The organism is Amycolatopsis heterodermiae, from assembly GCF_034929455.1.
In the GTDB taxonomy this organism is placed as follows: domain Bacteria; phylum Actinomycetota; class Actinomycetes; order Mycobacteriales; family Pseudonocardiaceae; genus Amycolatopsis; species Amycolatopsis heterodermiae.
The window spans coordinates 269,314-289,314 of sequence record NZ_JAYFSI010000009.1 but is presented as its reverse complement, the minus strand read 5'-3'; the positions used below and the strand labels follow the sequence as shown (position 1 = coordinate 289,314).

General features: G+C 70.2%; 17 protein-coding genes and 1 pseudogene. 4 read left to right on the top strand and 14 right to left on the bottom strand.

The window, feature by feature from the left end; all coding sequences use genetic code 11:
- Positions 1–28: 28 nt before the first annotated feature.
- Positions 29–640 (bottom strand): pentapeptide repeat-containing protein, encoded by a 612-nt coding sequence (locus VA596_RS33595; RefSeq protein WP_323332331.1) that lies wholly within the window; start codon positions 638–640, stop codon positions 29–31.
- Positions 641–682: 42 nt separating this feature from the next.
- Between VA596_RS33595 and VA596_RS33590 the strand changes: the two are divergent.
- The 3 genes and pseudogenes from VA596_RS33590 to VA596_RS33580 all read left to right on the top strand — a co-directional run.
- A pseudogene (locus VA596_RS33590) lies at positions 683–1,564 on the top strand (ornithine cyclodeaminase family protein); the annotation flags it as partial.
- Between the two features lie 167 nt (positions 1,565–1,731).
- Complete coding sequence (locus VA596_RS33585; protein ID WP_247061574.1) at positions 1,732–1,986, top strand: hypothetical protein; 255 nt, start codon at positions 1,732–1,734, stop codon at positions 1,984–1,986.
- 1,156 nt (positions 1,987–3,142) lie between these two features.
- Positions 3,143–3,943 carry a hypothetical protein gene (locus VA596_RS33580; protein WP_323332329.1) on the top strand — a complete coding sequence of 267 codons (801 nt, stop codon included), beginning with the start codon at positions 3,143–3,145 and terminating at the stop codon, positions 3,941–3,943.
- A gap of 106 nt (positions 3,944–4,049) precedes the next feature.
- Here VA596_RS33580 and VA596_RS33575 read toward each other — a convergent pair whose 3' ends face one another.
- The 6 genes from VA596_RS33575 to VA596_RS33550 form a co-directional block, all read right to left on the bottom strand.
- Positions 4,050–4,616: a hypothetical protein gene (locus VA596_RS33575; RefSeq protein WP_323332327.1), complete on the bottom strand. Its 567-nt coding sequence runs from the start codon at positions 4,614–4,616 to the stop codon at positions 4,050–4,052.
- Complete coding sequence (locus VA596_RS33570) at positions 4,613–6,232, bottom strand: vWA domain-containing protein (protein ID WP_323332325.1); 1,620 nt, start codon at positions 6,230–6,232, stop codon at positions 4,613–4,615. The genes VA596_RS33575 and VA596_RS33570 overlap by 4 nt, the downstream gene beginning before the upstream one ends.
- Positions 6,229–7,362 carry a toxic anion resistance protein gene (locus VA596_RS33565; RefSeq protein ID WP_323332323.1) on the bottom strand — a complete coding sequence of 378 codons (1,134 nt, stop codon included), beginning with the start codon at positions 7,360–7,362 and terminating at the stop codon, positions 6,229–6,231. The genes VA596_RS33570 and VA596_RS33565 overlap by 4 nt, the downstream gene beginning before the upstream one ends.
- 1 nt (position 7,363) lies before the next feature.
- The gene (locus VA596_RS33560) at positions 7,364–8,443 is read right to left on the bottom strand and encodes a hypothetical protein (RefSeq protein ID WP_323332321.1); all 1,080 of its coding nucleotides are present in this window, start codon (positions 8,441–8,443) and stop codon (positions 7,364–7,366) included.
- A gap of 93 nt (positions 8,444–8,536) precedes the next feature.
- Positions 8,537–10,030 (bottom strand): carboxylesterase/lipase family protein, encoded by a 1,494-nt coding sequence (locus VA596_RS33555; protein WP_323332319.1) that lies wholly within the window; start codon positions 10,028–10,030, stop codon positions 8,537–8,539.
- Entirely contained in the window at positions 10,030–11,451 is a 1,422-nt protein-coding gene (locus tag VA596_RS33550; RefSeq protein WP_323332318.1) for an ATP-binding protein, read from the bottom strand. Before VA596_RS33550 ends, VA596_RS33555 begins: the two co-directional genes overlap by 1 nt.
- Before the next feature lie 44 nt (positions 11,452–11,495).
- Here VA596_RS33550 and VA596_RS33545 point away from each other — a divergent pair, with 44 nt between their 5' ends.
- Complete coding sequence (locus VA596_RS33545; protein WP_323332317.1) at positions 11,496–12,713, top strand: RNA-guided endonuclease InsQ/TnpB family protein; 1,218 nt, start codon at positions 11,496–11,498, stop codon at positions 12,711–12,713.
- Between the two features lie 14 nt (positions 12,714–12,727).
- On the opposite strand, the gene VA596_RS33540 is transcribed toward VA596_RS33545, so the two are convergent.
- The 7 genes from VA596_RS33540 to VA596_RS33510 form a co-directional block, all read right to left on the bottom strand.
- Positions 12,728–14,380 (bottom strand): FAD-dependent oxidoreductase, encoded by a 1,653-nt coding sequence (locus VA596_RS33540; protein ID WP_323332316.1) that lies wholly within the window; start codon positions 14,378–14,380, stop codon positions 12,728–12,730.
- A 10-nt stretch (positions 14,381–14,390) separates the two neighbouring features.
- Entirely contained in the window at positions 14,391–15,317 is a 927-nt protein-coding gene (locus VA596_RS33535; protein ID WP_323332315.1) for a ribonuclease Z, read from the bottom strand.
- A 15-nt stretch (positions 15,318–15,332) separates the two neighbouring features.
- On the bottom strand, positions 15,333–15,896 hold the full coding sequence (locus VA596_RS33530) for an HdeD family acid-resistance protein (RefSeq protein ID WP_323332313.1): 564 nt from the start codon (positions 15,894–15,896) through the stop codon (positions 15,333–15,335).
- 103 nt (positions 15,897–15,999) lie between these two features.
- Positions 16,000–17,058 carry an ABC transporter ATP-binding protein gene (locus VA596_RS33525; RefSeq protein WP_323332312.1) on the bottom strand — a complete coding sequence of 353 codons (1,059 nt, stop codon included), beginning with the start codon at positions 17,056–17,058 and terminating at the stop codon, positions 16,000–16,002.
- The gene (locus VA596_RS33520) at positions 17,058–17,828 is read right to left on the bottom strand and encodes an ABC transporter permease (protein ID WP_323332310.1); all 771 of its coding nucleotides are present in this window, start codon (positions 17,826–17,828) and stop codon (positions 17,058–17,060) included. Before VA596_RS33520 ends, VA596_RS33525 begins: the two co-directional genes overlap by 1 nt.
- On the bottom strand, positions 17,825–18,754 hold the full coding sequence (locus VA596_RS33515; RefSeq protein ID WP_323332308.1) for an ABC transporter permease: 930 nt from the start codon (positions 18,752–18,754) through the stop codon (positions 17,825–17,827). The genes VA596_RS33520 and VA596_RS33515 overlap by 4 nt, the downstream gene beginning before the upstream one ends.
- Position 18,755: 1 nt before the next feature.
- Positions 18,756–19,889, bottom strand: coding sequence for an ABC transporter substrate-binding protein (locus tag VA596_RS33510; protein ID WP_323332307.1), 1,134 nt, complete (start codon positions 19,887–19,889; stop codon positions 18,756–18,758).
- Positions 19,890–20,001: the final 112 nt, after the last annotated feature.

The following is a 20,001-nucleotide window of genomic DNA, read 5'->3' as shown; positions in this document are numbered from 1 at the left end:
CCGGCACTCCTTCCTGCTGGAGGTGAGCCTACGCCCGGACCCGCAGCCCCAGCGACGTGACGAGCACCGCAGCCTGCTCCGGCGAGACGATCGCCGCGGCCAGCTCGGCGTTCACCGGATCGAGCGACGACAGGTCGCTGCCCCGCAGGTCGGCGCGCGACAGCTTGACGGCGTGCAGCATCGCCCCGGACAGGTCGACGTCGGCGAACACCGCGTCGGCGCAGTTCGCCCCGGTGAAGTCGGCCTCGCGCATCCGCACGCCGTGGAAGGCGGCCGACCGGAGGTCGGCGCCCGCCAGCCCGGCGAACGACCAGTCGCCGCCCGTCACCCGCAGCGGCCGCAGCTCGCATTCGCGGAACGTGGCCCCGACGAGCTTGCACCCGGTGAACTCGGCGTCGAAGAAGTTGCACCGCTTGAACGCGCACCCGGTGAAGGCCGAGTCGGCGTGCCGCGACGCGTTGAAGCGCACGTTGCCGAACACGCAGTCGGTGAACGTCGAGTTCCGGGTGACGGCCTCGGAGAGGTCGACCTCGTGGAACTCGCACCGCGTGTAGTGCCGCCCGGTGATCTCCTCGCCGTACCAGTCGTCACGGAAGAACCGCTGGTCTTCGACGGGTGGATCTTGCGAGGTATCGGGCACTCGGCCAGGCTAGCGGCCACGACGACGAGGGGGTGCCGAAGCATGCTGGACGCCGACGACGTCCGAGCGGCCGTGCCGATGCCCGCCGCCGTCGACGCGGTGCGCGAGGCCTTCCTCGACCTCGCCGCGGGCCGCTTCGAGGTGCCGCAACGCCTGTCGTTCGACGGCGGCACGACGCTCGTCATGAGCGCCTGCCACACCCCCACCGGCCGCACGGCGGTGAAGACCCTCAGCCTCGTCGCCGGCCGCGACCCGATGATCCTCGGGACACTGGTGTGGAACACGCCCGAGGCACAGCTGGTCGCCGACGCGATCGCGGTGACCACGTTGCGCACCGGCGCGGTGTCGGGTGTCGCCACCGACTTGCTGGCGCCACCGGACGCGAGCCGGCTGGCCGTGCTCGGCACCGGCGCCCAGGCCGCGGACCAGATCCGCGCGGTGGCGGCGGTCCGCCCGCTGCGGCAGGTGACGGTGTTCGGACGTTCCCGGCTTCGGGCCACCCAGTTCGCCGACCGGCTGAGTGAGGAGTTCCCGGGCGTGCGGGTCGCGGCGAGTGTCGAGGACGCGGTCTCCGACGCGGAGATCGTGTGTTGTGCTACTTCATCGGCCACTCCTCTCTTCGACGTCGACGCCCTGCCGGAACGCGTCCACGTCAACGCGATCGGTTCGTACCTGCCGTCCATGCGGGAGCTTCCCGCCGAGCTGCTCGCGACGGCCGGCTGTGTTGTGGTGGACCAGATCGACGCCGTCCTCGAGGAGGCCGGCGAGGTGATCCACGCCGTGGACAACGGGCTGCTTTCGCGGGATTCGTTGGTGGAGCTGGGAAAGGCGCTTCAGGAGCCTCCGGTGGTCGGCGGGCGGACGGTGTTCAAGTCCGTCGGGGTCGCGGTGCAGGACTGGGCGATCGCGCGCTTGCTCGGCGAAAAAGGTCACGCTGAACCTGGCTCACTGAGCGTGCTCGTTACCGAGCGGAGAGCAATAACAGCGGCCAAACGGCGCAATCTGGGCCTTGAAGCGTTTGACAGGTCACCCCATCCGGGAATTTCCGCGGCATGTCTCCTTGGCGAACCACCACTCGACGGAACACGGCCGTGCGGGTCATCACGGCGATCGGCGCGATCTTCGCGGGGATCGAAGTTCTTTACATGATCATGGTGCTCGCCGGCGCCAATGCCGGTAACTCCTTCTTCGTCTTCATCAAGTCACTGGCGGTTCCTCTCGCATTGTTCTGGCCCGGCCTGTTCCCGGTGAGCAACCCCAGCCTCGCCGTGATCCTGGACTTCGGCTTGGCCGCGGTGTTCTGGCTGGTCGTCACGGGCATCATCGCCCGCTTCGCCGGCCGGTAATGGGCGGTCGCCTGCCGACACCCCTGAACGGCCACCTGCCGTCACCGCCCCCTCCGGTGACGGCAGGTGGCACCCCACTTGGGTGACCACCTGACGGTCGACGGCGATGGTGTGGGTGGCTGGGTCGTGTGATTTCGCGATCTGGTTTCTCCTCACGACTTACCTTGGGACGGCGCTGTTCCGCGGCGGGCCTGTTTCACCTGCGCGGGTGCCCAACAGCGTTGGCGGTCGCGCCCAGACACCGGGCTTGGTGTTCGGGCTGTTGACGAGGTCCCCGCGCCATGGTGCGGATGGTGACTTGCTTGCGTGAACAGCCGCAGCGCGGTAGGCCGGGCGCGGGATCCGTGATCTGGCTTCGCTTCATGAATTACCTTGGGACGGTACTGTTCCGCGACGGACATCAGCAGGCTGTTCACCCACGCGAGTACCCAACGCGTTGACGCGCGCGCCTAGGCACAGGGTTCGGCGTTTGGGCTGCTGACGAGAAACCCCAGCGCCAAGGGTGCAGACCTTGACTCGCTGGCATGACGACAGCCACAGCGCGGTGGCCCGAGGCACTGAAACCGCGAACTGGCATCGCTCAGCGAATTGCCATGGGACGACTCCGTTCCGCGGCGGGCATCAGCGACAGATTGCTTCATCCACGCGGGCGCCGGCCTCCAACACCATTGGTGATCGCGCCCAGACCTGGGCACGGCGTTCGGACCGCTGACGAGGACCCCAGCGTTATCGCGCGCCTTGACACACGCTCGGCGTTCCGACGGTTGACGAGAACCCAGCGTTATCGCGCGCCTGAGACGGGCTCGGCGTTCGGATTGTTGACGACGACCTCCTCCAGCGCCAAGGTGCGGACGGCGACTCGCGTACATGACGGACAGCCGCAGTGCGGTGAACTGGGCGCTGCGGAATTCGCAGCATGGCCTTCCTTTGGGACCTTCGGGTGGCGGTGAACAGCCGAGCCGCACGCGTCATCTCAATGCCAGCGGTGTGACGCATCCGGGACCGCAGCGTTCGTTGCGACGACAACACCAGCCGGAGCGTTCGAGCTGGTCATCAAGGCCCTTTGCGCCGCGGATTCCGGCGTCGGCCTTCTTTGCCTCCTTTCTGCCGTGACCCGGCTTCAGCGGGCGGGGCGGGTTTCGGCGACACTGGTCGGATGAGTGACGGCAGATGGTTCGACGGCTGGGCTGCGGCTGGGCGTTCGCTGCTTCCGAACGTTCCCGTCACGCCCGCCGCTGTTCTGCGGAGTGTCACCGAGCAGCTTGTCGGGCGGCAGCTGACCGCCAAGGTTGACGGCCGTGAGGTCGGCCTCACGCTCACCGAACTTCACTACCCGGCCGATACCCTCCGGCTGGCCACCGGACGCGTCGGCGACGTGCGCATCGTCGCCGAGGACGTCGACTGGCCCGAACCCCCGAACGAGGCCGGCGAGCAGAGCAGCATCCTCCTCAAGCGGGTCACCGTGCTCGCCGAGGACGTCCGCCTCCGGTCGCTGCCCACTCCGGCCGCCATTCCCGCGCGGGTCGAGCTGCGGATCGCCGTGTCCGCGGACGTGCTGCGCGAACGGGTGGCGGCAGTCCGCCCCGGGATCGTCGCCGCGCCGGCCGGGAGCGGCCTGCTCCAGATCCACTGGGCCAAGCGCCCGCAGTGGGGCCACCTGACCCTGGAGGCCCAGGTGGAGGACGACGCTGTGGTGCTCGTGCCGCGCACCCTCCACATCGGACGCCGGCAGCTGAAACCACCGGCGCGCTTCCGCCCCATCGTGCTTCCGCTGCCGGAGCTCCCGCCCGGCCTGAAGCTGACGAAAGTGGAGCCGCGGCACGACGAACTCGTGCTCCACACCGTGGCGGAGGAATGGCCGGAACGGCTTTCCCGCATTCCCCTGACCGACCTGCTGAGCTGGCTGACCACCGCGGCGATGACCCTGACCCTGCCGAAACTCGGTACGCGCCCATAGCTTTCCCTTCGTCGGAGACGACCTACTCCCACGAAGGTACTCGAACGTCCGTTCGAACACATCACTCACACGGGTACAACCGAGAAACCCTGACGCGGCAAGGGAATCAGGCGTCCCGGTCCCGCAGGTAGCGCGTGTGGTCCGCCTGCCGGTCGACGTCCGCCGAGTAGAACCGCTCGGCGATCCGATGGGTCTCCGCCTCGAGCAAGCCCAGCTGCGCCACCAGTTCTTCGGACGCACCGGCCCTCCGGGAAGCGAACCACCACGGCAGGTTCAGGAAAGTCTCCACCGACAGCGGCAGGTCGGTCCGCACCAGCCGGACCACGGAGTGCTGCAGGTCCGGATCGGCCGACAGCCGCGCGGGCTGGGCGAGCAGGTCGTGCAGCACCTCCGCGATCCGCCGGACGGTGTCCACAGTGGACGCGGGCATGCGCGACGCCTGGGAGGACACCGAGGAGACCAGCGTTTGCAACGACGCGCGCAATTCCCCCGAGGTGTCGGGCAGCAGCCGGACCTTCTCCGGCGGCGCGAGCAGCGCACCCACCGCGTACAGCGCGATCACGACCACCGGCCAGATCGAGCCGACCACGCCGGTCAGGTACAGCCCCAGGCCGACGAGCCCGCCGACGCAGCCGGCGAGGTTCTTGGTCGAGCCCAGATAACGCAGCATCATTGGTACCCGCGGATCTCCTGGAAGACGTCGGAAAGCTGGACCTTCCGCGCGTCGAACACCTTGCCGCCGGTCATGGTCGCGACCTGCGTCAGCTCGTCGCTCGAACCCTCGCCGAACAGGACCGTGAACACCGGCACCCCCTTCATCGCGGGCGGCAGTGAGCCGAACGACGCCTGGAAGTCCGGCAGGGACGAGCCGTTCGCGTTCTCCCCGTCGGTCATCAGCACGATCGAGGTGAACCGGTCGGGATCGCGCGCCGCCAACGGCTCGAGCACGCGGTAGGCCTGGGCAAGCGAGTCGTAGATCGCCGTGCCCCCTCGAGCGTTGAGCCCTTCGGCGAACGCCTTGATCCGGGCCAGCTCGGCCGCGGGGTTCTGTTCCGGCACCGTGAACGTCTGCGGCGCCTGGGGCCCGGTGTTGAACGGCAGCATCGTCACCTCCTCCCGGCTCCGGAACCGCCGGTACCGCCCGGTGAGCGAGTTGTCCGCGCCCGTCAGCCCGGCCAGCGCGGTGCGCAGCGCGTCGATCCGCTCCCCCTCCATCGAACCCGACGTGTCGAGCACGTACAAGGTCCGCGACGGACGGCGGATCTTGTCGAAGTAGGCCTGGAGCAGGGCATCCACCGCCTGCTGCGTCGCCGGGAACGGCAGCTCGACGAGGTCGCGCTGCGCGAACTGCGACCCCAGCACGACGCCCGGCACGACCGGCCGCCGCTGCGTCGTGTCCATGATCTTCTTCTGGACGTCCGGGGTGCGCAGGTAGTCGGAGAGCCGCTGGTGCGCCGACCGGGCGTCGTCGCCCGCGGAAGCGAGCAGCGTCAACGGGTAATCCGCGGTGATGACACCGTCGCTCGGGTAGATCACCTTGAGCGGCTCGGGCAGCTTCCCGGACGCGTTCGCCGACAGCAGCACGGACTCGTAGTTGATCAGGCCGTCGACCTTCTGGCCGGGGTCCTGGCCGGTCGCGCGCCGCGTGTACGCGTCCGACAGCCAGCCGGACGACCCGGCCGAAAGGGCCTGCGCGCTGAAGAACTGCGTCAGCTGCGGGGTGACCGCGGCGATCTGCTGGGCGTCGATCGCGTTGCCCGCGCCCGCCAGCGCCGACGCGACCCCGACCAGCGCCGAGAACCCGGAGTTCGACGCCGACGGGTCGGTCATCCCGTACGTGAACGCCTTCTTGCCGGCCTGCGCGGCGATCTCGCCCCAGCCGACCGGCTTGCCGGTCCAGCCGAGCCGTTGCGCGGACGACGCCGACAGCCCGAGCACCACCGGCGAGCTCATGATCTTGACCTGGTTGCCCAGCCGCTTCGCCGCTTCGGGAATCCCCGCCGGGTAACGGTTCGACGAGAACCAGACAGCGTCGTACTTGCCGTCGACGCTGCCGTTCGCCAGCGACTCGGCGCCTTCCAGCGTGCCGGTGAAGGTGAACTTGACCTTGACGCCGGTGGCCTTCTCGGCCTCGTCGAGCACCGGCTGCATGTCCGCCAGCTCGCTGCCCGCGAGAATCCTGAGCGTGCCCGGCTCAGGGTCCCCCAGCGGCGCGGACGGCGAAGCGCCGGAGTCGGAACAACCCGCGAGCAACACCGCGCTCAGGGCCACCAGAAAGAGCTTCTTCATACTTCCCCCTCGTGCGAGCGGCGCAGGTGGTCCTCGGCCCGGCGGATCTCGCCGGACAGGGACTCGACCGTGGTCGCCATGGTGCGGACGGCGTCGGCGCGGAACCCGTCGATCGCGTCGATCGAGGCGTAGATCCGGTCGAAGGACGCGCGGATCGTCTCGGTCGCGACCGCCGGGTCGCTGCTCGCCTTGCGGATCTCGGCGGACTGCAGTTCCAGCAGCTCGGAGTTGGCGCGGATGAGCCCGTCGGTCGTCGCCTGGAGCGCCGCGACCTCGTCCAGGACGTCGCGCTGGCTCGCCAGCGCCCCGCTGACCAGCAGCGCGACGCGCAGCGCTGACACGGTCGTCGACACCGCCCGCTCGACACCGCGGATCAGCTCGTCGTTGTTCTTGCGCACCAGGTCCAGCGCGAGGTAGCCCTGCGCGCTGACCGCGAGCTGGGTGAGCAGGTCCTGGTGGCGTTGCCGGATCGGGTACAGCACGTCGCCACGCAACGCGTTGGCGCGCGCGGGATCGGTGAAGTCGAAGACCCCGGCTTGGGTCTCGATCGCGCCGTCGACGGCCTCGGCGAAGGCGGCCGCCTCGGCGAGCTTCCCCATCACCTTCCACAGCCGCTGGCGCTCGCCCTTGATCGCGGCGTTGTCGCGGCGCAGGACGTCCTGACGGCCGCGGAGGTCGACGACCAGCGCGTTGACCGGCTCGTTCGCCGCGCGGTAGCGGTCCAGCGCGCGCTTCGCGCCCGCCGCGACCGGGAACATCCCGAGCAGCTTGCGGCCGGTGAGCGGCAGCTTCGCCGGGTCCAGCTCGGCGACCGTGCGGCGCAGGCTCGTCAGGCTGGTCGTGACGTGTTCCTGGGGTGACGCCGTGAGCGCCCGGCTCGTGCGGTCCAGCATCGCCCCGGCGACGCCGGCCGCGGCCCGCATGTCGGCCTCGCCGACGGCCAGCAGTTCGTCCAAGAGGTCGGTGAACTCCGGTGACTTGACGTCCAGCGCTTCGAGCCGCTCGGTGAACTTCCCGGCGCGAACGGTGATTTCCGACCGCGTGTCCTCGCTGAGCGTGATGAGCCCGGCGGCCCGCTCGGCCGGGATCGCCGTGACCGGCTCCGGCGGGGTCAGGGTGAATTCGTCCATGTCAGTACTGCTTGCCGACGGCGTCGAGCAGACGCTCCAGGGTCTCGAACGACGGCGGCTCGACGGCGTCCACCAGGTCGGCGGGTGCGTGTGCCTTGGCCGCGACGTCCGCGAACAGCTTCGGGTCGGTGGTGCGGAACCCGAACGTCGCGGCCAGCTTGCCCAGCTCCGGGTCGGTCGCGAGCAGCTGCCCGACCTTGTCGCCGTCACCGCTGAACGGGATCAGGGTGTGCTTCGAGTACACCGTCGGCGCCGTGTAGATCATCCGCATGTCCGGCCGGATCGAACCGTCGCCGCGGACGACGCGGTCGACGTACTGCGACTCGTAGATCAGCGCGAGCGGCGTCTTGCCCATGCCCGCGGACAGGTAGTCCTCGAACGGCCCCTCGGTGCTGTTCTGCGTGTAGCCCTGGTCCAGGAACAGCTTCGACACCGACGGCAGCACCTTCGCCTCCTGGTCCGGCGTGCTGACGACGGTGTTGCCGTTGGCCACGAAGGAGACGATCGACAGGTACATCGCCGCGGAGTTCGACTCACGCGGGTCGGTGGTCGTGACCAGGACGTTCTTGCGGGCCGGGTACGCGGTGTTGCCGGGCAGCTGGTCCCAGCGCGTGCCCGCCTTCGCGACGTCCAGGTACTTCGCGACGTCGAGGACGTCGTAGTCGCCGGCGCCCTTGTGCACCACGCCGTTCGCCTTCAGCAGCGCGACGATCGGCTCGAAGGTGGCGATCGCCATCGGCGACTGGAACGGCGTGTAGACCGTGGTCACCTTGCGGTCACGCTGGATCTTCTGCGCCGCGGGCGAGGACGACGGGAACGCGAACGCGTACTTCCCGAGGTCGACGGTCGTCGCGATCTGGCGCGACCCGGCCGTGTCGACCTCGACCTTCAGGCCGTGCCGGGCGAAGGCGTCGACCACGCGCTGGTCGGTGAAGAACGCCTGCTTCTCGGAGCCGATCACGCCGCGCACGGTGGTCAGGTCACCACCCTGCGCGCTGTCGTCCCCGCGCCCCCAGACGATCACCGCCACGACCGCGAGCAGCAGCACCACGGCCAGTCCGATCGATACCCGGCGTTTCACGAGCCACTCCCCTCGACGGCCCGATCCTTCAGGGCCTTCGACTCGTTTGACGCGCGGACGAGCCAGTTCGAAGTGAACGGAAGATGAACAGTGTTACACCGCGGGGAACCACGTCCCGGACGCCCATTCGGTGTCGCCCCAAGCCTTTCGCTCCTCGGCACGTGGATCGAGCACCAGGTCCGTGTCTTCCCGGAAAACCATCACCGGGCGCAGTTCCGGACCGTAGGGCGGCCAGTCGGGGCCGTCGGCGGACGCGACGCCGTCGTGCACGAACCGCACCCAGCACCGGTGAATGAGCAACGCCGCGCGCTCGCGGGCCGGGTTCACGTCGGACGCCTGTGTGAACAGCGGCAGCGGGGTCTTCCACGCCATCGTCGTCTCGGTGCCGTGCCCGCCGTCGAGCTGTTCGGGCACCCCGGGGGCCGCGATGTCGATGCGGTAGCGGTAAACGGGGGCGTGCGCGGACTGCGCGTCGGCGAGCCGCTGCGTCGGGACGCCGTAGCGTTCGTCGCCCATCGCGGCGATCTTCGCGGACTTGAGGTCGGGGACGCGGCGGAGGTACGTCTCCAGCAGCTGCGAAGTTCCCTCTGTCCCGAGGATTTGCGTGAGGACGTCTTCCGCGGGCGCCGTCGCGATGTCGTCACCCAGCATCATCGCGTACGTGCTGCCTTCGTTGCTGTTGCAGCCGACCAGCAGCGGGACGCCGGCCGCGCTGCCGCGGCGGATCGGCTCGACCGGCACCTCGGGCAGCACGCGCGGGTGCAGCGTCGGGCGCCACAGCCACAGGGCCTGGAAACCGGTCAGGATCCGTTCCTGCGCCTCGACGAACTCCTTGGCGGGCAACGCCCGCAGCGATTCGGCGTCGTGACAGCCGACCTCGTCGAGCAGCCGCCGGGCCAGCGCGGTGCCGGTTTCCGGCGTCGCCACGTGGTCCGCGCCGCCGCTGCTGCTGATCGCCTGCGCGAACAGCCCCGCGCCGAGCGGGCTGCCCATCAGGTTCCCGATGCTCTTCGCGCCCGCCGAGACGCCGTAGACGGTGATCCGCGACGGGTCGCCGCCGAACGCGGAGATGTTGCGGCGCACCCACTTCAGCGCGGCGATCTGGTCGAGCAGGCCGCCGACACCGGCGTCCGCCTCGGACTCGCCGAAGATCCCGGCGAGGTGCAGGAACCCGAGCGAGCCGAGGCGGTAGTTGATCGTGACGACGACGATCCCGGCGCGCGCGAACTCCTCGCCGTCTCCGAGCTGTTCACCGTGGCCGACACGGTAGCCGCCGCCGTGCAGCCAGAACAGCACCGGATAACCACCCTCGGGCGCGGGCTCTTCCGGCGTGCAGACGTTGAGGTACAGGCAGTCCTCGTCGCAGACCGCCCCCGGGTTCATCGGGTCGGGCGACTGCATCGCGTGCGGCCCGTACTCCGCCGCGACGTGCACGCCACCCGAGAGCGAAGGCGGCTGCGGCGCCTTCCACCGCAGCTCGCCGACCGGCGGCCGGGCGTACGGGATCCCGCGCCACCTGCGGACGCCGTCACCCGCCAGCCCCACCAGCGCCCCGAGCTCGGTCGTGACCGTCGGGACGGTGGCCATCAGAGGGAGGCCTGCTCTTCGGTCGGGAGGCACACCTCGAACCGGGTGTTCCCTGGCTCCGACTCGACGCGCAGGTCGCCCTGGTGCCGCTCGACGACGATCTTCCACGAGATGTCCAGGCCCAGCCCGGTGCCCTCGCCGACCGCCTTGGTCGTGAAGAACGGCTCGAAGATCCGTCCCTTGATGTCCTCCGGGATGCCCGGGCCGGTGTCGCCGATCTCGACGCGCACCTGGTCGTTGACGCCCCACGTGCGCAGCGTGAGCGTGCCTTCGCCGCCCATCGCGCCCAGCGCGTTGTCGATGATGTTCGTCCAGACCTGGTTGAGCTCGGCCGCGTACGCCGGGATCTTCGGCAGGCTCCGGTCGTACTCCTTGACGACGCGGACGCCGTCGCCGATCTTGCCGGCGAGCATCACGAGCGTGGAGTCGAGGCCGTCGTGGACATCGACCCACTGGTGCGGCGAGCGGTCCATCTGCGAGTACTGCTTGGCCTTGCCGACCAGCGCCGAGATCCGCGTGGTCGAGTCCTCGATCTCGCCCATCAGCATCTCGGTCTCGAGCGCGTAGGCGAGCCAGCGGACGGCACCGTCGAGGAAGGTGTCGCCGACCGACTCGAGGACGTTGTCCATGTCCGGCGCGGTCAGCCCGGCGCGGACGTAGATGTCGGCCAAGTCCCAGCCGCCGTCGACGCCGTGGTCCTCGAACCAGTCGCCGATCTCGTCCTCGCGGTCGGACTGCTGCATCGCGGTCAGCTTCGGGGCCTGCGCGACCTGCTTGACGAGGCGTTCCTGGACGTCGATGAGCATGTCGAGCAGCTCGGGGTCGATGTCCTTCTTCGCCAGGTAGGCCAGCTTGTGGCGCATCCCGGCGACGCGTTCGCGCAGCGCGGACGTCGCCCGCACGGCGGCCGCGGCCGGGTTGTTCAGCTCGTGCGTCAGGCCGGCGGACAGCTCGCCCAGCGCCAGCAGACGGCGGCGCGAGCCGATCACGGTGTCGCTGTTGCGCCAGCCGAGGTACATGCCCTCGAGCAGGTGGGTCGCCATCGGGAACCACCGGCGGAACTCGAAGGAGAACTCCTGCGACGGCAGCGTCAGGAACGTGACGTCGGACAGCGCGCGCACCGTCGCGTTGTAGCGGTGCTCGCTCTCCTGGTGCACGAAGAACTGCGTCGCGCCGAAGTAGGCGCCGCGCTGGTCGGACCGGTTGGTCTCCACCTCGGTGCCGCTGACCATCCGCGTCATCCGGATCGCGCCGCCCAGCAGCACGTAGAAGCAGGTCGCTTCGTCGCCTTCGCGGATGACGACGGTGTCGCCCTCGTACTCCTCGAGCACGGCGTTGTCGGCGATCCAGTCGAGCTGGTCCTCGGAAAGGTGTTCGAACAGGAAGAGGCCGCGAAGCTCTTCCCGCGGCAATGCGCTCATTCCTTCACCCCTGTTTTGTCGGTGGCCGGGGCTACGTTTCCCGCATGTCCCGCTTTCGCTTGACGCCCACAGCCGAACAGGAGGCTCGGCTGCTCGTCCATTGCGCCCACGCGCGGTTCGTCTGGAACCTCGCCGTGGAGCAGCACTCCCATTGGCGGCCCGGGCGGCCGCTCCCTCCAGGTTACGTCGAACAGGCGCGGCAGCTGACCGAGATCCGCGGCGAGCACGCGTGGTTGCGTGAGGGCTCGGTCACCGTGCAACAGCAGGCGCTGCGGGACTTCGCCCAGGCCCTGCGCGGCTTCTTCGGGGGCACCCACGGCAAGCCGACGTGGCGCCGCGCGGCGGTCCACCAGGGGTTCCGGCAGGTCGCCGTCCGAACCGAGCACGTGCGAAGGCTCAACCGGCGCCGCGGCGCCGTGTGGGTGCCCAAGGTGGGCTGGGTCCGGTTCCGCTGGTCGCGACGCCCGGCCGGCGACCTCAAGTCCTACCGGGTCACCCGCGACCGCATCGGGCGGTGGCACCTCGCGTTCGCCGCTGTCCCCTTGCCCGTACCCGCACCGGGCGACGGCAGCACGGTCGGCGTCGATCGGGGCGTGGCCGTGTCGGCTGCGCTGTCGACCGGAGAACTCCTGCACTGCCCCGGGCTGTCCCGCGCCGAGCGGGCGAGAGCGGTGCGGCTGCGACGACGGCTCGCCCGGGCCGCCTGCGGATCGAACCGGCGCGCCCGGCTGCGCCGCGCGATTGCGCGGCTGACCGCCAAGGAGTCCGCTCGCCGGAGGGACTGGGCGGAAAAGCTGACGACCCGGCTCGCCCGTGAGTTCGACGTGATCCGGGTCGAAGACCTGCGCATCGGGCAGATGACCCGTTCGGCGAAGGGCACGGCCGCGTCGCCGGGGCGGCGGGTGCGGCAGAAATCGGGCCTGAACCGGGCGATCCTCGCCCAGGGGTGGGGTCTGGTCGTCTCGCGTCTGGAGCACAAGGCCCCGGGCCGGGTCGAAAAGGTCCCCGCTGCCTTCACTTCGCAACGTTGTTCCGCCTGCGGGCACGTGGCGTCCGAATCCCGCGAGAGCCAAGCGGTGTTCCGGTGCGTCGCCTGTGGGTACGGCGGCAACGCGGACGTGAACGCGGCCAGGAACATCGCCGCCGGACGGGCGGTGACCGCGCGGGGAGGCGGGACGGTGGTCCGGCCGGTGAACCGCGAACCTCGGCGAACCAGCCCGGCTTCGCCGGGCTCGCGACGCCGGAATCCCCCGGTCGGATGACTGCGGGGAGGACGTCAATGTTCCTCCAGGTACCGGTGTACCAGCGTCACGGCCATCGCGCCTTCGCCGACCGCCGACGCCACTCGCTTGACCGACTGGGACCGCACGTCGCCCGCTACGAAGACGCCTGGGATCGACGACTCGAGGTAATGCGGGTCACGGTCCAGCGTCCAGCCGCGGGGGCGCTGGCCGCCGGCCAGGAGGTCCGGGCCGGTGCAGACGAAGCCGTGGTCGTCGCGGTGGAGGTCGTCGCCCAGCCACTCCGTGCGCGGGGCCGCGCCGATGAAGATGAACAGGTGGCCGGTGTCGACCTCCTCCGTGACGCCGTTCTCGCAGAGCGTGAGCCGCTCGAGGTGCTCGTCGCCGTGGGCCTGCTTCACCGTCGTGCGGGTGCGGACGTGGATGTTCCCGATGCCGGCGATCTGCTCGATCAGGTAGTGCGACATCGACGACTCGAGCGACTCGCCGCGCACCAGGATGCTGACGTCGCTGGCGTGCCGGGAGAAGAACACCGCGGCCTGCCCGGCGGAGTTCGCGCCGCCGACGATGTAGACGTGCTCGCCCTTGCACTCGGGCGCCTCGGTGGCGGCCGAGCCGTAGTAGACGCCGCGGCCGCTGAGCTCGTCGATGCCCTCGGCGTCCAGCGCGCGGTAGGTGACGCCGCTGGCGAGGATCACCGAGTGCGCGGCGATCTCGCTGCCGTCGCCGAAGGTGATGACCCGGGATGAGCCGCGGGCTTCCAGGCCAACGACGTCACGGGCGGTCAGCACCTCGGCGCCGAACTTCTGCGCCTGGCGCCGCGCCCGGTCGGTCAGCTGCGCGCCGGAGACGCCGTCGGGGAACCCGAGGTAGTTCTCGATGCGCGAGCTGGTGCCGGCCTGGCCGCCGGTGGCCTTCTTCTCGACGAGCACGGTCCGCAGGCCCTCGGACGCGCCGTACACCGCGGCGCCGAGCCCGGCCGGGCCGCCGCCGATCACGACGAGGTCGTAGAACTCCTGCGCCGGCCGGGTCGACAAACCGACCGCGTCCGCGATCTCGCTGGTGGAGGGGCGCTTGAGCACGGTGCCCTCGGGGGTGACGATCACCGGGATGTCGGCCTCGGTGGCGTCGGCGGCCTTGAGCAAGCGCTTGCCCTCGTCCTCCTCGACCGAGAACCAGCGGTAGGGCACGGCGTTGCGCGCGAGGAAGTCGCGCATGTGGAACGACGGCGACGAGTACCGGTGGCCGAGGAGCTTGACCTCGTCGACCGGCTTGTCGCCGACGGCCTTCCAGGTCTCGACCAGCGCGTCGATCACCGGGTAGAGCTTCTCCTCCGGCGGGTCCCACGGCTTGAGCAGGTAGTGGTCGACGTCGACGACGTTGATCGCCTGGATCGCGGCGTCGGTGTCGGCGTAGGCGGTCAGCAGGGCACGGCGGGCGTGCGGGAACAGGTCCATCGCCTTCTCGAGGAAGGCGATGCCGTCCATCTGCGGCATCCGGTAGTCGGCGAGGATCGCCGCGACGGCGTCGCCGCGCAGCTTGATCTCGCGCAGCGCCTCGAGGGCGTCGGCGCCCGAGTCGGCGCGGATGACGCGGTAGTCCTTGCCGTAGCGCCGCCGCAGGTCGCGGGCGACCGAGCGGGACACGGCGGGATCGTCGTCGACGGTCATCAGGATCGGCTGGCTCACGCCTTGCAGCCTACGGCGCGAGGCGCTCCGCTGGGGAGGACCGGCGTTTCGGCACCTGGACCCGCTCCAGGTCCGCGGCCACCACGATCTCGCCGCCGAACTCGGCCCGTGCTTCGTCGAAGAACCGCTGCGGCTCGGTGTAGCGCTGGGAAAAGTGGGTCAGCACGAGCTGCCGGACGCCGGACTCGGCGGCCACCCGCGCCGCCTGCTGCGCCGTCAGGTGGCCGAAGTCACGGGCCAGCCGGGTGTCCTCCGCGAGGAACGTCGACTCGATCACGAGCATGTCCGCGTCCTCGGCGAGGGCGTAGACGCCGTCGCACAGGCGAGTGTCCATGACGAACGCGAACCGCTGGCCGCGCCGGGGCACGCTGACGTCGTCGAGGCTCACTCCGTCGACGACGCCCTCGCGCTGCAGCCTGCCGACGTCCGGGCCTTGGATGCCGAACGAACGCAGCCGCTCCGGCAGCATCGTGCGGCCGTCCGGCTCGATCAGGCGATAACCGAACGCCTCGACCGGGTGACTCAGCAACTGCGCCTCCAGGACGCCGAACTTGCCCGAAGCGATCTGCCCGCTCGCGGAGATCGGCTGCTCCCGCAGGTCGGCGGTCTCGTAGAACGACGTCGCGTGCCGCAGCCGCTCGAAGTAGTGCGCGCCGGACGCCGGGAAGTGGGCGTGCACGGGGTGCTGCACCTTGTCGAGCGACAGCCGTTGGATCACGCCGGACAGGCCGAGGCTGTGGTCGCCGTGGAAGTGCGTGACGCAGATCCGCGTGACGTCCGTGACCGCGACGCCGGCGTGCACCATCTGCCGCTGGGTGCCCTCACCGGGGTCGAAGAGGAGACCCTCGCCGTCCCAGCGGAGGAGGTAGCCGTTCTGGTTGCGGTGGCGCGTGGGCACCTGGCTCGCGGTGCCCAGCACCACCAGTTCGCGGGTCACACCCCCGCACGGTACTCAGGCCGCGGCGGGCGTGTTCGCGATCTTGCGCAGCCGGAAGGCCAGCACGAGCAGCACGATCCCGTAGATCAGCGCGTAGATCCCGACGAGCAGCGCGATGCCGTACGCGCCCGCGATCGGGTTGATCACGATCAGGATGCCCGCGAGCACGGAGATCGCGCCGGCCAGGATCAGGAACGCCTCACCCTGGATCTGCTTGCGCAGGCGGATGGCCGCGGCGATCTCGGCGACGCCGGTGACGATCGCCCACAGGCCGACCAGCAGCGCCAGCAGCAGCACCGTGATCCCCGGCCACACCAGCACCAGGATCCCGGCGAGGATGCCGAGCACCCCCAGCACGCCGTACGCGGCGCGGTGCGCGCCGTCGCCCGGCCGGAACGCCTGCATCAGCCCGCCGATGCCGTCCACGATCGCGTAGACGCCGTAGAGGATCGCGAGCACCAGCACGGTCGCGCCCGGCCAGACGAGCGCGAAGATCCCGAACAGCACGGCGAACACCCCGCGCACGGCGGTGAGCGGCCAGGCCTGGCGAGGTTCGACGACGATTCCGAAGGCGGTCATGTCCCGCTCCTTTGCACTCCGGGACGCCCAGTATCGCGGCAGTTCGGGAGCCTGGCGCGGTTCACCACCCGTTCGGGCCACGGGTCCACAGTGGCCGGTCGGCTCACGCGTCCGAGGCGAGCAGGACCGGACGGCTGCCGAAGCCGACGTCCGCCGTCGTGCCCGGCAGCAGCTCCGCGGCCGTCACGCTGGGCAGGTCCGCGAGAACCGTCGTGCCGTCCGGCAGCACCGCGGTGAGACGGGTGACCGCACCGCGGAAGCTGTGGTCGGTGATCCGGGCCGTCCCGCCGGTTTCGAGCGTCACCGATTCGGGCCGAACCAGCACGCGCACGGCGGCGCCGTCCGGCCGCTCCCCCGGCTCGGCCAGCTTCAGCCGCTGCCCGGCGACGTCGACCTCGGCGCCGCTACCGGTGACCGTGCCCGCGAGGTGGTTCATCGTGCCGACGAACTCCGCGACGAACGCCGTCGCCGGGCGCGCGTACAACGCGGCCGGGGTGTCGCACTGCTCCAGCCGTCCGGATTTCATCACGCCGACGCGGTCGGCGATGGACAGCGCTTCCTCCTGGTCGTGCGTGACGAACAGCGTGGTGATGCCGACCCGCAGCTGCAGCCGCCGGATCTCGTCGCGCAGCTGGGTGCGGACCTGGGCGTCGAGCGCGGACAGCGGCTCGTCGAGCAGCAGCACGCGCGGCTCGATGGCCAGCGCCCTGGCGAGCGCGACCCGCTGCTGCTGGCCGCCGGAGAGCTGGTGCGGGTAGCGCTTGGCGTGCGTGTCCAAGCCGACCAGCTCCAGCAGTTCCTGCGCGCGCTTCTGCCGGGTGGCCGTGCCCTGGCCGCGCAGCCGCAGGCCGAATCCGACGTTGTCGAGCACGGTCAGGTTCGGGAAGAGGCTGTAGGCCTGGAACACCATGCCCATGTCGCGCTTGTTGGCCGGCACGCCGACGACGTCGGAGCCGTCGACGAGCACCTCGCCCGCGTCGGCCTGCTCCAGCCCGGCGAGCACGCGCAACGCCGTCGTCTTGCCGCAGCCGGACGGGCCGAGCAGGGCGACCAGCTCGCCGGGCTCGATCAGCAGGTTCAGGCCGTCGAGGGCCTTGACGTCGCCGAACTCGCGGCGCAGGCCGCGGAACTCGACGGAGGCGCCGGTCTTGGTTTCGATCATCAGGCGATTCCTCGCTCGAGCCGGCGGCGACCCGCCACCACGGACAGGACGAACAGCAACAGGAAGGCGACGAACAGGCTGAACAGCGACACCGCGACCGACACCCCGGCCTCGGACTGTCCGGTTTGGACCGTCCACACGGGAAAGGTGTCCATCAGCAGGATGCTGGCCAGCGTGTATTCGCCGAGCACCAGGGCCAGGTTGAGGAACGCGGCGCCGAACACCGCGCTGCGGATGTTGGGGACGATCACCCGCAGGAGCACGGTGCCCCAGCCGGCCCCGAGGCTGCGCGCGGCCTCGACCAGCGTGGGCAGCGCGATCGCCTGCAGGCCCGCGTCGAGCGTGCGGTAGGTGAACGGCAGCGCCAGGACGACGTACTCCAGCACGAGGATCACCGGCGTCCCGTTGATCACCTCGGGTGCGTCGGCGAACACCACGAGGACGCCGTTGACCAGCACGATCGGCGGGATGACCAGCGGCAGCAGGCTGATCCCCTCCATCAGCCGGCGCAGCTTCGGCTTGCGCAGGTGCACCCAGCTGACCGTCGGGACCATGATCAGCAGCGTCAGCGCGACGGTGCCGGCGGCGACCCACAACGACGTCCCGAGCGTCTCGAACAGGCCCGGCTCGTCGAGCAGCTTGCCCCAGGAGGCGAAGCTGTGCGTGTCGTTGACGTCGCGGAGGCTGAACTCGACCGACGCCGCCATCGGCACCAGGAAGTACAGCCCGAACAGGGTGAGAATCGTCCAGCGGCCCCACTTGTTCGTCATCCGAGCCACCTCGACGCGCGCCGCTGCATCCACGAGTAGAACGCCATCACGACCGCGACCACGACGATCATGCCGAGGCCGAGCGCCTTCCCGAGGTTCTGCTGGTCGGCGACGACGTTGCCGGAGACCAGCGAGCCGATCTGGATCGGCACCAGCGGGATGATGCCGGTCGTCAGCGCGTACGCGGTGGCGTAGGCGCTGAACGCGTTGGCGAACAACAGAAGCGTCGAAGCCAGGAACGGCGGCAGCAGCACCGGGACGGCGATGAGCCGGAAGTACTGCGCGCGCGTCGCACCGAGGTTTTCCGCCGCCTCGCGCCACTGCGCGCGCATGCCCTCCAGCGCCGGGGTGAACACGATGACCATCAGCGGGATCTGGAAGTAGACGTAGACGATGGCGATGCCGCTGAAGCTGAACAGGCTGAACCCGGACGCGTAGAGGTCGAGACCCAGGCCGGTCAGCGCCTTCGTGACGATGCCGATGCTGCCGAGCGTCGCGATGAACGCGAACGCCAGCGGCACCCCGCCGAAGTTTGCCAGCACGCCGGCCGCGCTGGAGACCACCTTGCGCAGCAGGCCGTCCGGCTTGGACCCCAGCACGGCGTGCGCGAGCAGCGCGCCGAGCACGGCGCCCAGGAGGGCGGTCAGCGCGGACAGCTCGATCGACGTCACGAACGAGCGGCCGAACTGGTCCTTGAAGGCCGCGCCGAGGTTGGCGGTGGTGAACGCGCCGTCGTTGTCCTGGAACGCACCGACCGCGACCATCACCACCGGCGCGCCGAGGAAGACGCCGGTGTAGGCCAGGAAGGGGACCAGGCCGAGGTGGCCGGTCACCCACTTGAGCGAGCGCCGCGCGAACCCGGGGCGCACGGGCACGGCGGCAGGCGTGGTCGCGCCTGCCGCCGTGGTCAGCGTTTCGGCCGTCACGTCAGCCGACGGCCTTCGCCCACTCGTCCGCGACGACCTTCTTGGCCGCGTCGATCTGGTCGTTGGTCGGGAACTTCGTGTCGCCCGGGACCTGCGGCAGGGCCGCGAGCGACGCCTTGTCCGCGGTGCCCGCCGTCTCCATCTTCGGCAGCCGCGCCGGGCGCGAAAGGCCCTTCAGGAAGAGGTTCTGGCCCTCGTCGGAGAACAGGAACTCCTGCCACAGCCGCGCGGCGGCCGGGTGCGGGGCGGTCTTGCTGATCGCCTGGCAGTAGAAGTTCGAGTAGACGCCGTCGGCCGGGACCGCGACCTTCCAGTCGACCTTGCCCTCGAGCTTCTTCGCGTAGCCGGCCTGCAGGTAGTCCCAGTCCAGCGTGATCGGGGTCTGGCCGCTCTCCACGGTGGCCGCGCTGGCCTGCACCGGGATGAAGTTGCCGGACTTCTTGAGGTCACCGAAGTAGGTGATGCCGGGCTTGATGTCGGCGAACGAACCGCCGTTGCCCAGCGCCGCGGCGTAGACGCCGGCGAACGCCGCGCCCGCCTTCGTCGGGTCGCCGTTGAGCGCGATCTTGCCCGCGTACTCCGGCTTCTTGAGGTCCGCGAAGGACTTCGGCGGGTTCGGCACCTTCTTGGCGTCGTAACCGATCGAGATGTAGCCGCCGTAGTCGTTGACCCACTGGCCGTCGGCGTCCTTCTGCGCGTCCGGGATGTCGCCGAACGTCGCGACCTTGTAGGGCGCGAGCAGGCCGTCCTGGGCCGCGGTCAGCGCGAAGGCGCCGCCGAGGTCGAGCACGTCGGGGGCGCGGTCCTGGCCCTTGAGCTGCTTGACGGCGTTGACCTCGTCCTGGCTCGACCCCTCGGGGTTCGCCTCGGTGACCTTGAGGCCGTACTTCTTCTTGAAGGCGTCGAGGAGCTCGCCGTAGTTCGCCCAGTCGTGCGGGAGGGCGATGACGTTGAGCGTGCCCTCCTTCTTGGCGGCCTCGACGAGCTTGTCCAGGCCGCCGAGGTCGGCGGCGGACTTCGCCGTGGCGGCCCCGCTCGCGGCGTCCTTGGTGTCACCGGAAGCGCCGCCGCAGGCGGTCGATACGAGGGCGGCCGCGGCGACCGCCGCGGTGAGAGCCGCGAAACGTCTGTTCACTTGCTACGTCCTCCGTTGCCCGGGTGGGTGTCCGGAGCGAACGGTTCACGAACGAGGTGAACGATCTTGGTCCAGCGCGTGAATACGTACATCCGTACGCATGCACGTTCCG

Coding starts and splice junctions, on each gene's coding strand:
- VA596_RS33580 (WP_323332329.1), top strand. CDS start 3,143: ATGAGTGACGGCAGATGGTTCGACGGCTGGGCTGCGGCTGGGCGTTCG.
- VA596_RS33575 (WP_323332327.1), bottom strand. CDS start 4,616: ATGATGCTGCGTTATCTGGGCTCGACCAAGAACCTCGCCGGCTGCGTC.
- VA596_RS33570 (WP_323332325.1), bottom strand. CDS start 6,232: ATGAAGAAGCTCTTTCTGGTGGCCCTGAGCGCGGTGTTGCTCGCGGGT.
- VA596_RS33565 (WP_323332323.1), bottom strand. CDS start 7,362: ATGGACGAATTCACCCTGACCCCGCCGGAGCCGGTCACGGCGATCCCG.
- VA596_RS33555 (WP_323332319.1), bottom strand. CDS start 10,030: ATGGCCACCGTCCCGACGGTCACGACCGAGCTCGGGGCGCTGGTGGGG.
- VA596_RS33550 (WP_323332318.1), bottom strand. CDS start 11,451: ATGAGCGCATTGCCGCGGGAAGAGCTTCGCGGCCTCTTCCTGTTCGAA.
- VA596_RS33545 (WP_323332317.1), top strand. CDS start 11,496: ATGTCCCGCTTTCGCTTGACGCCCACAGCCGAACAGGAGGCTCGGCTG.
- VA596_RS33530 (WP_323332313.1), bottom strand. CDS start 15,896: ATGACCGCCTTCGGAATCGTCGTCGAACCTCGCCAGGCCTGGCCGCTC.
- VA596_RS33525 (WP_323332312.1), bottom strand. CDS start 17,058: ATGATCGAAACCAAGACCGGCGCCTCCGTCGAGTTCCGCGGCCTGCGC.
- VA596_RS33520 (WP_323332310.1), bottom strand. CDS start 17,828: ATGACGAACAAGTGGGGCCGCTGGACGATTCTCACCCTGTTCGGGCTG.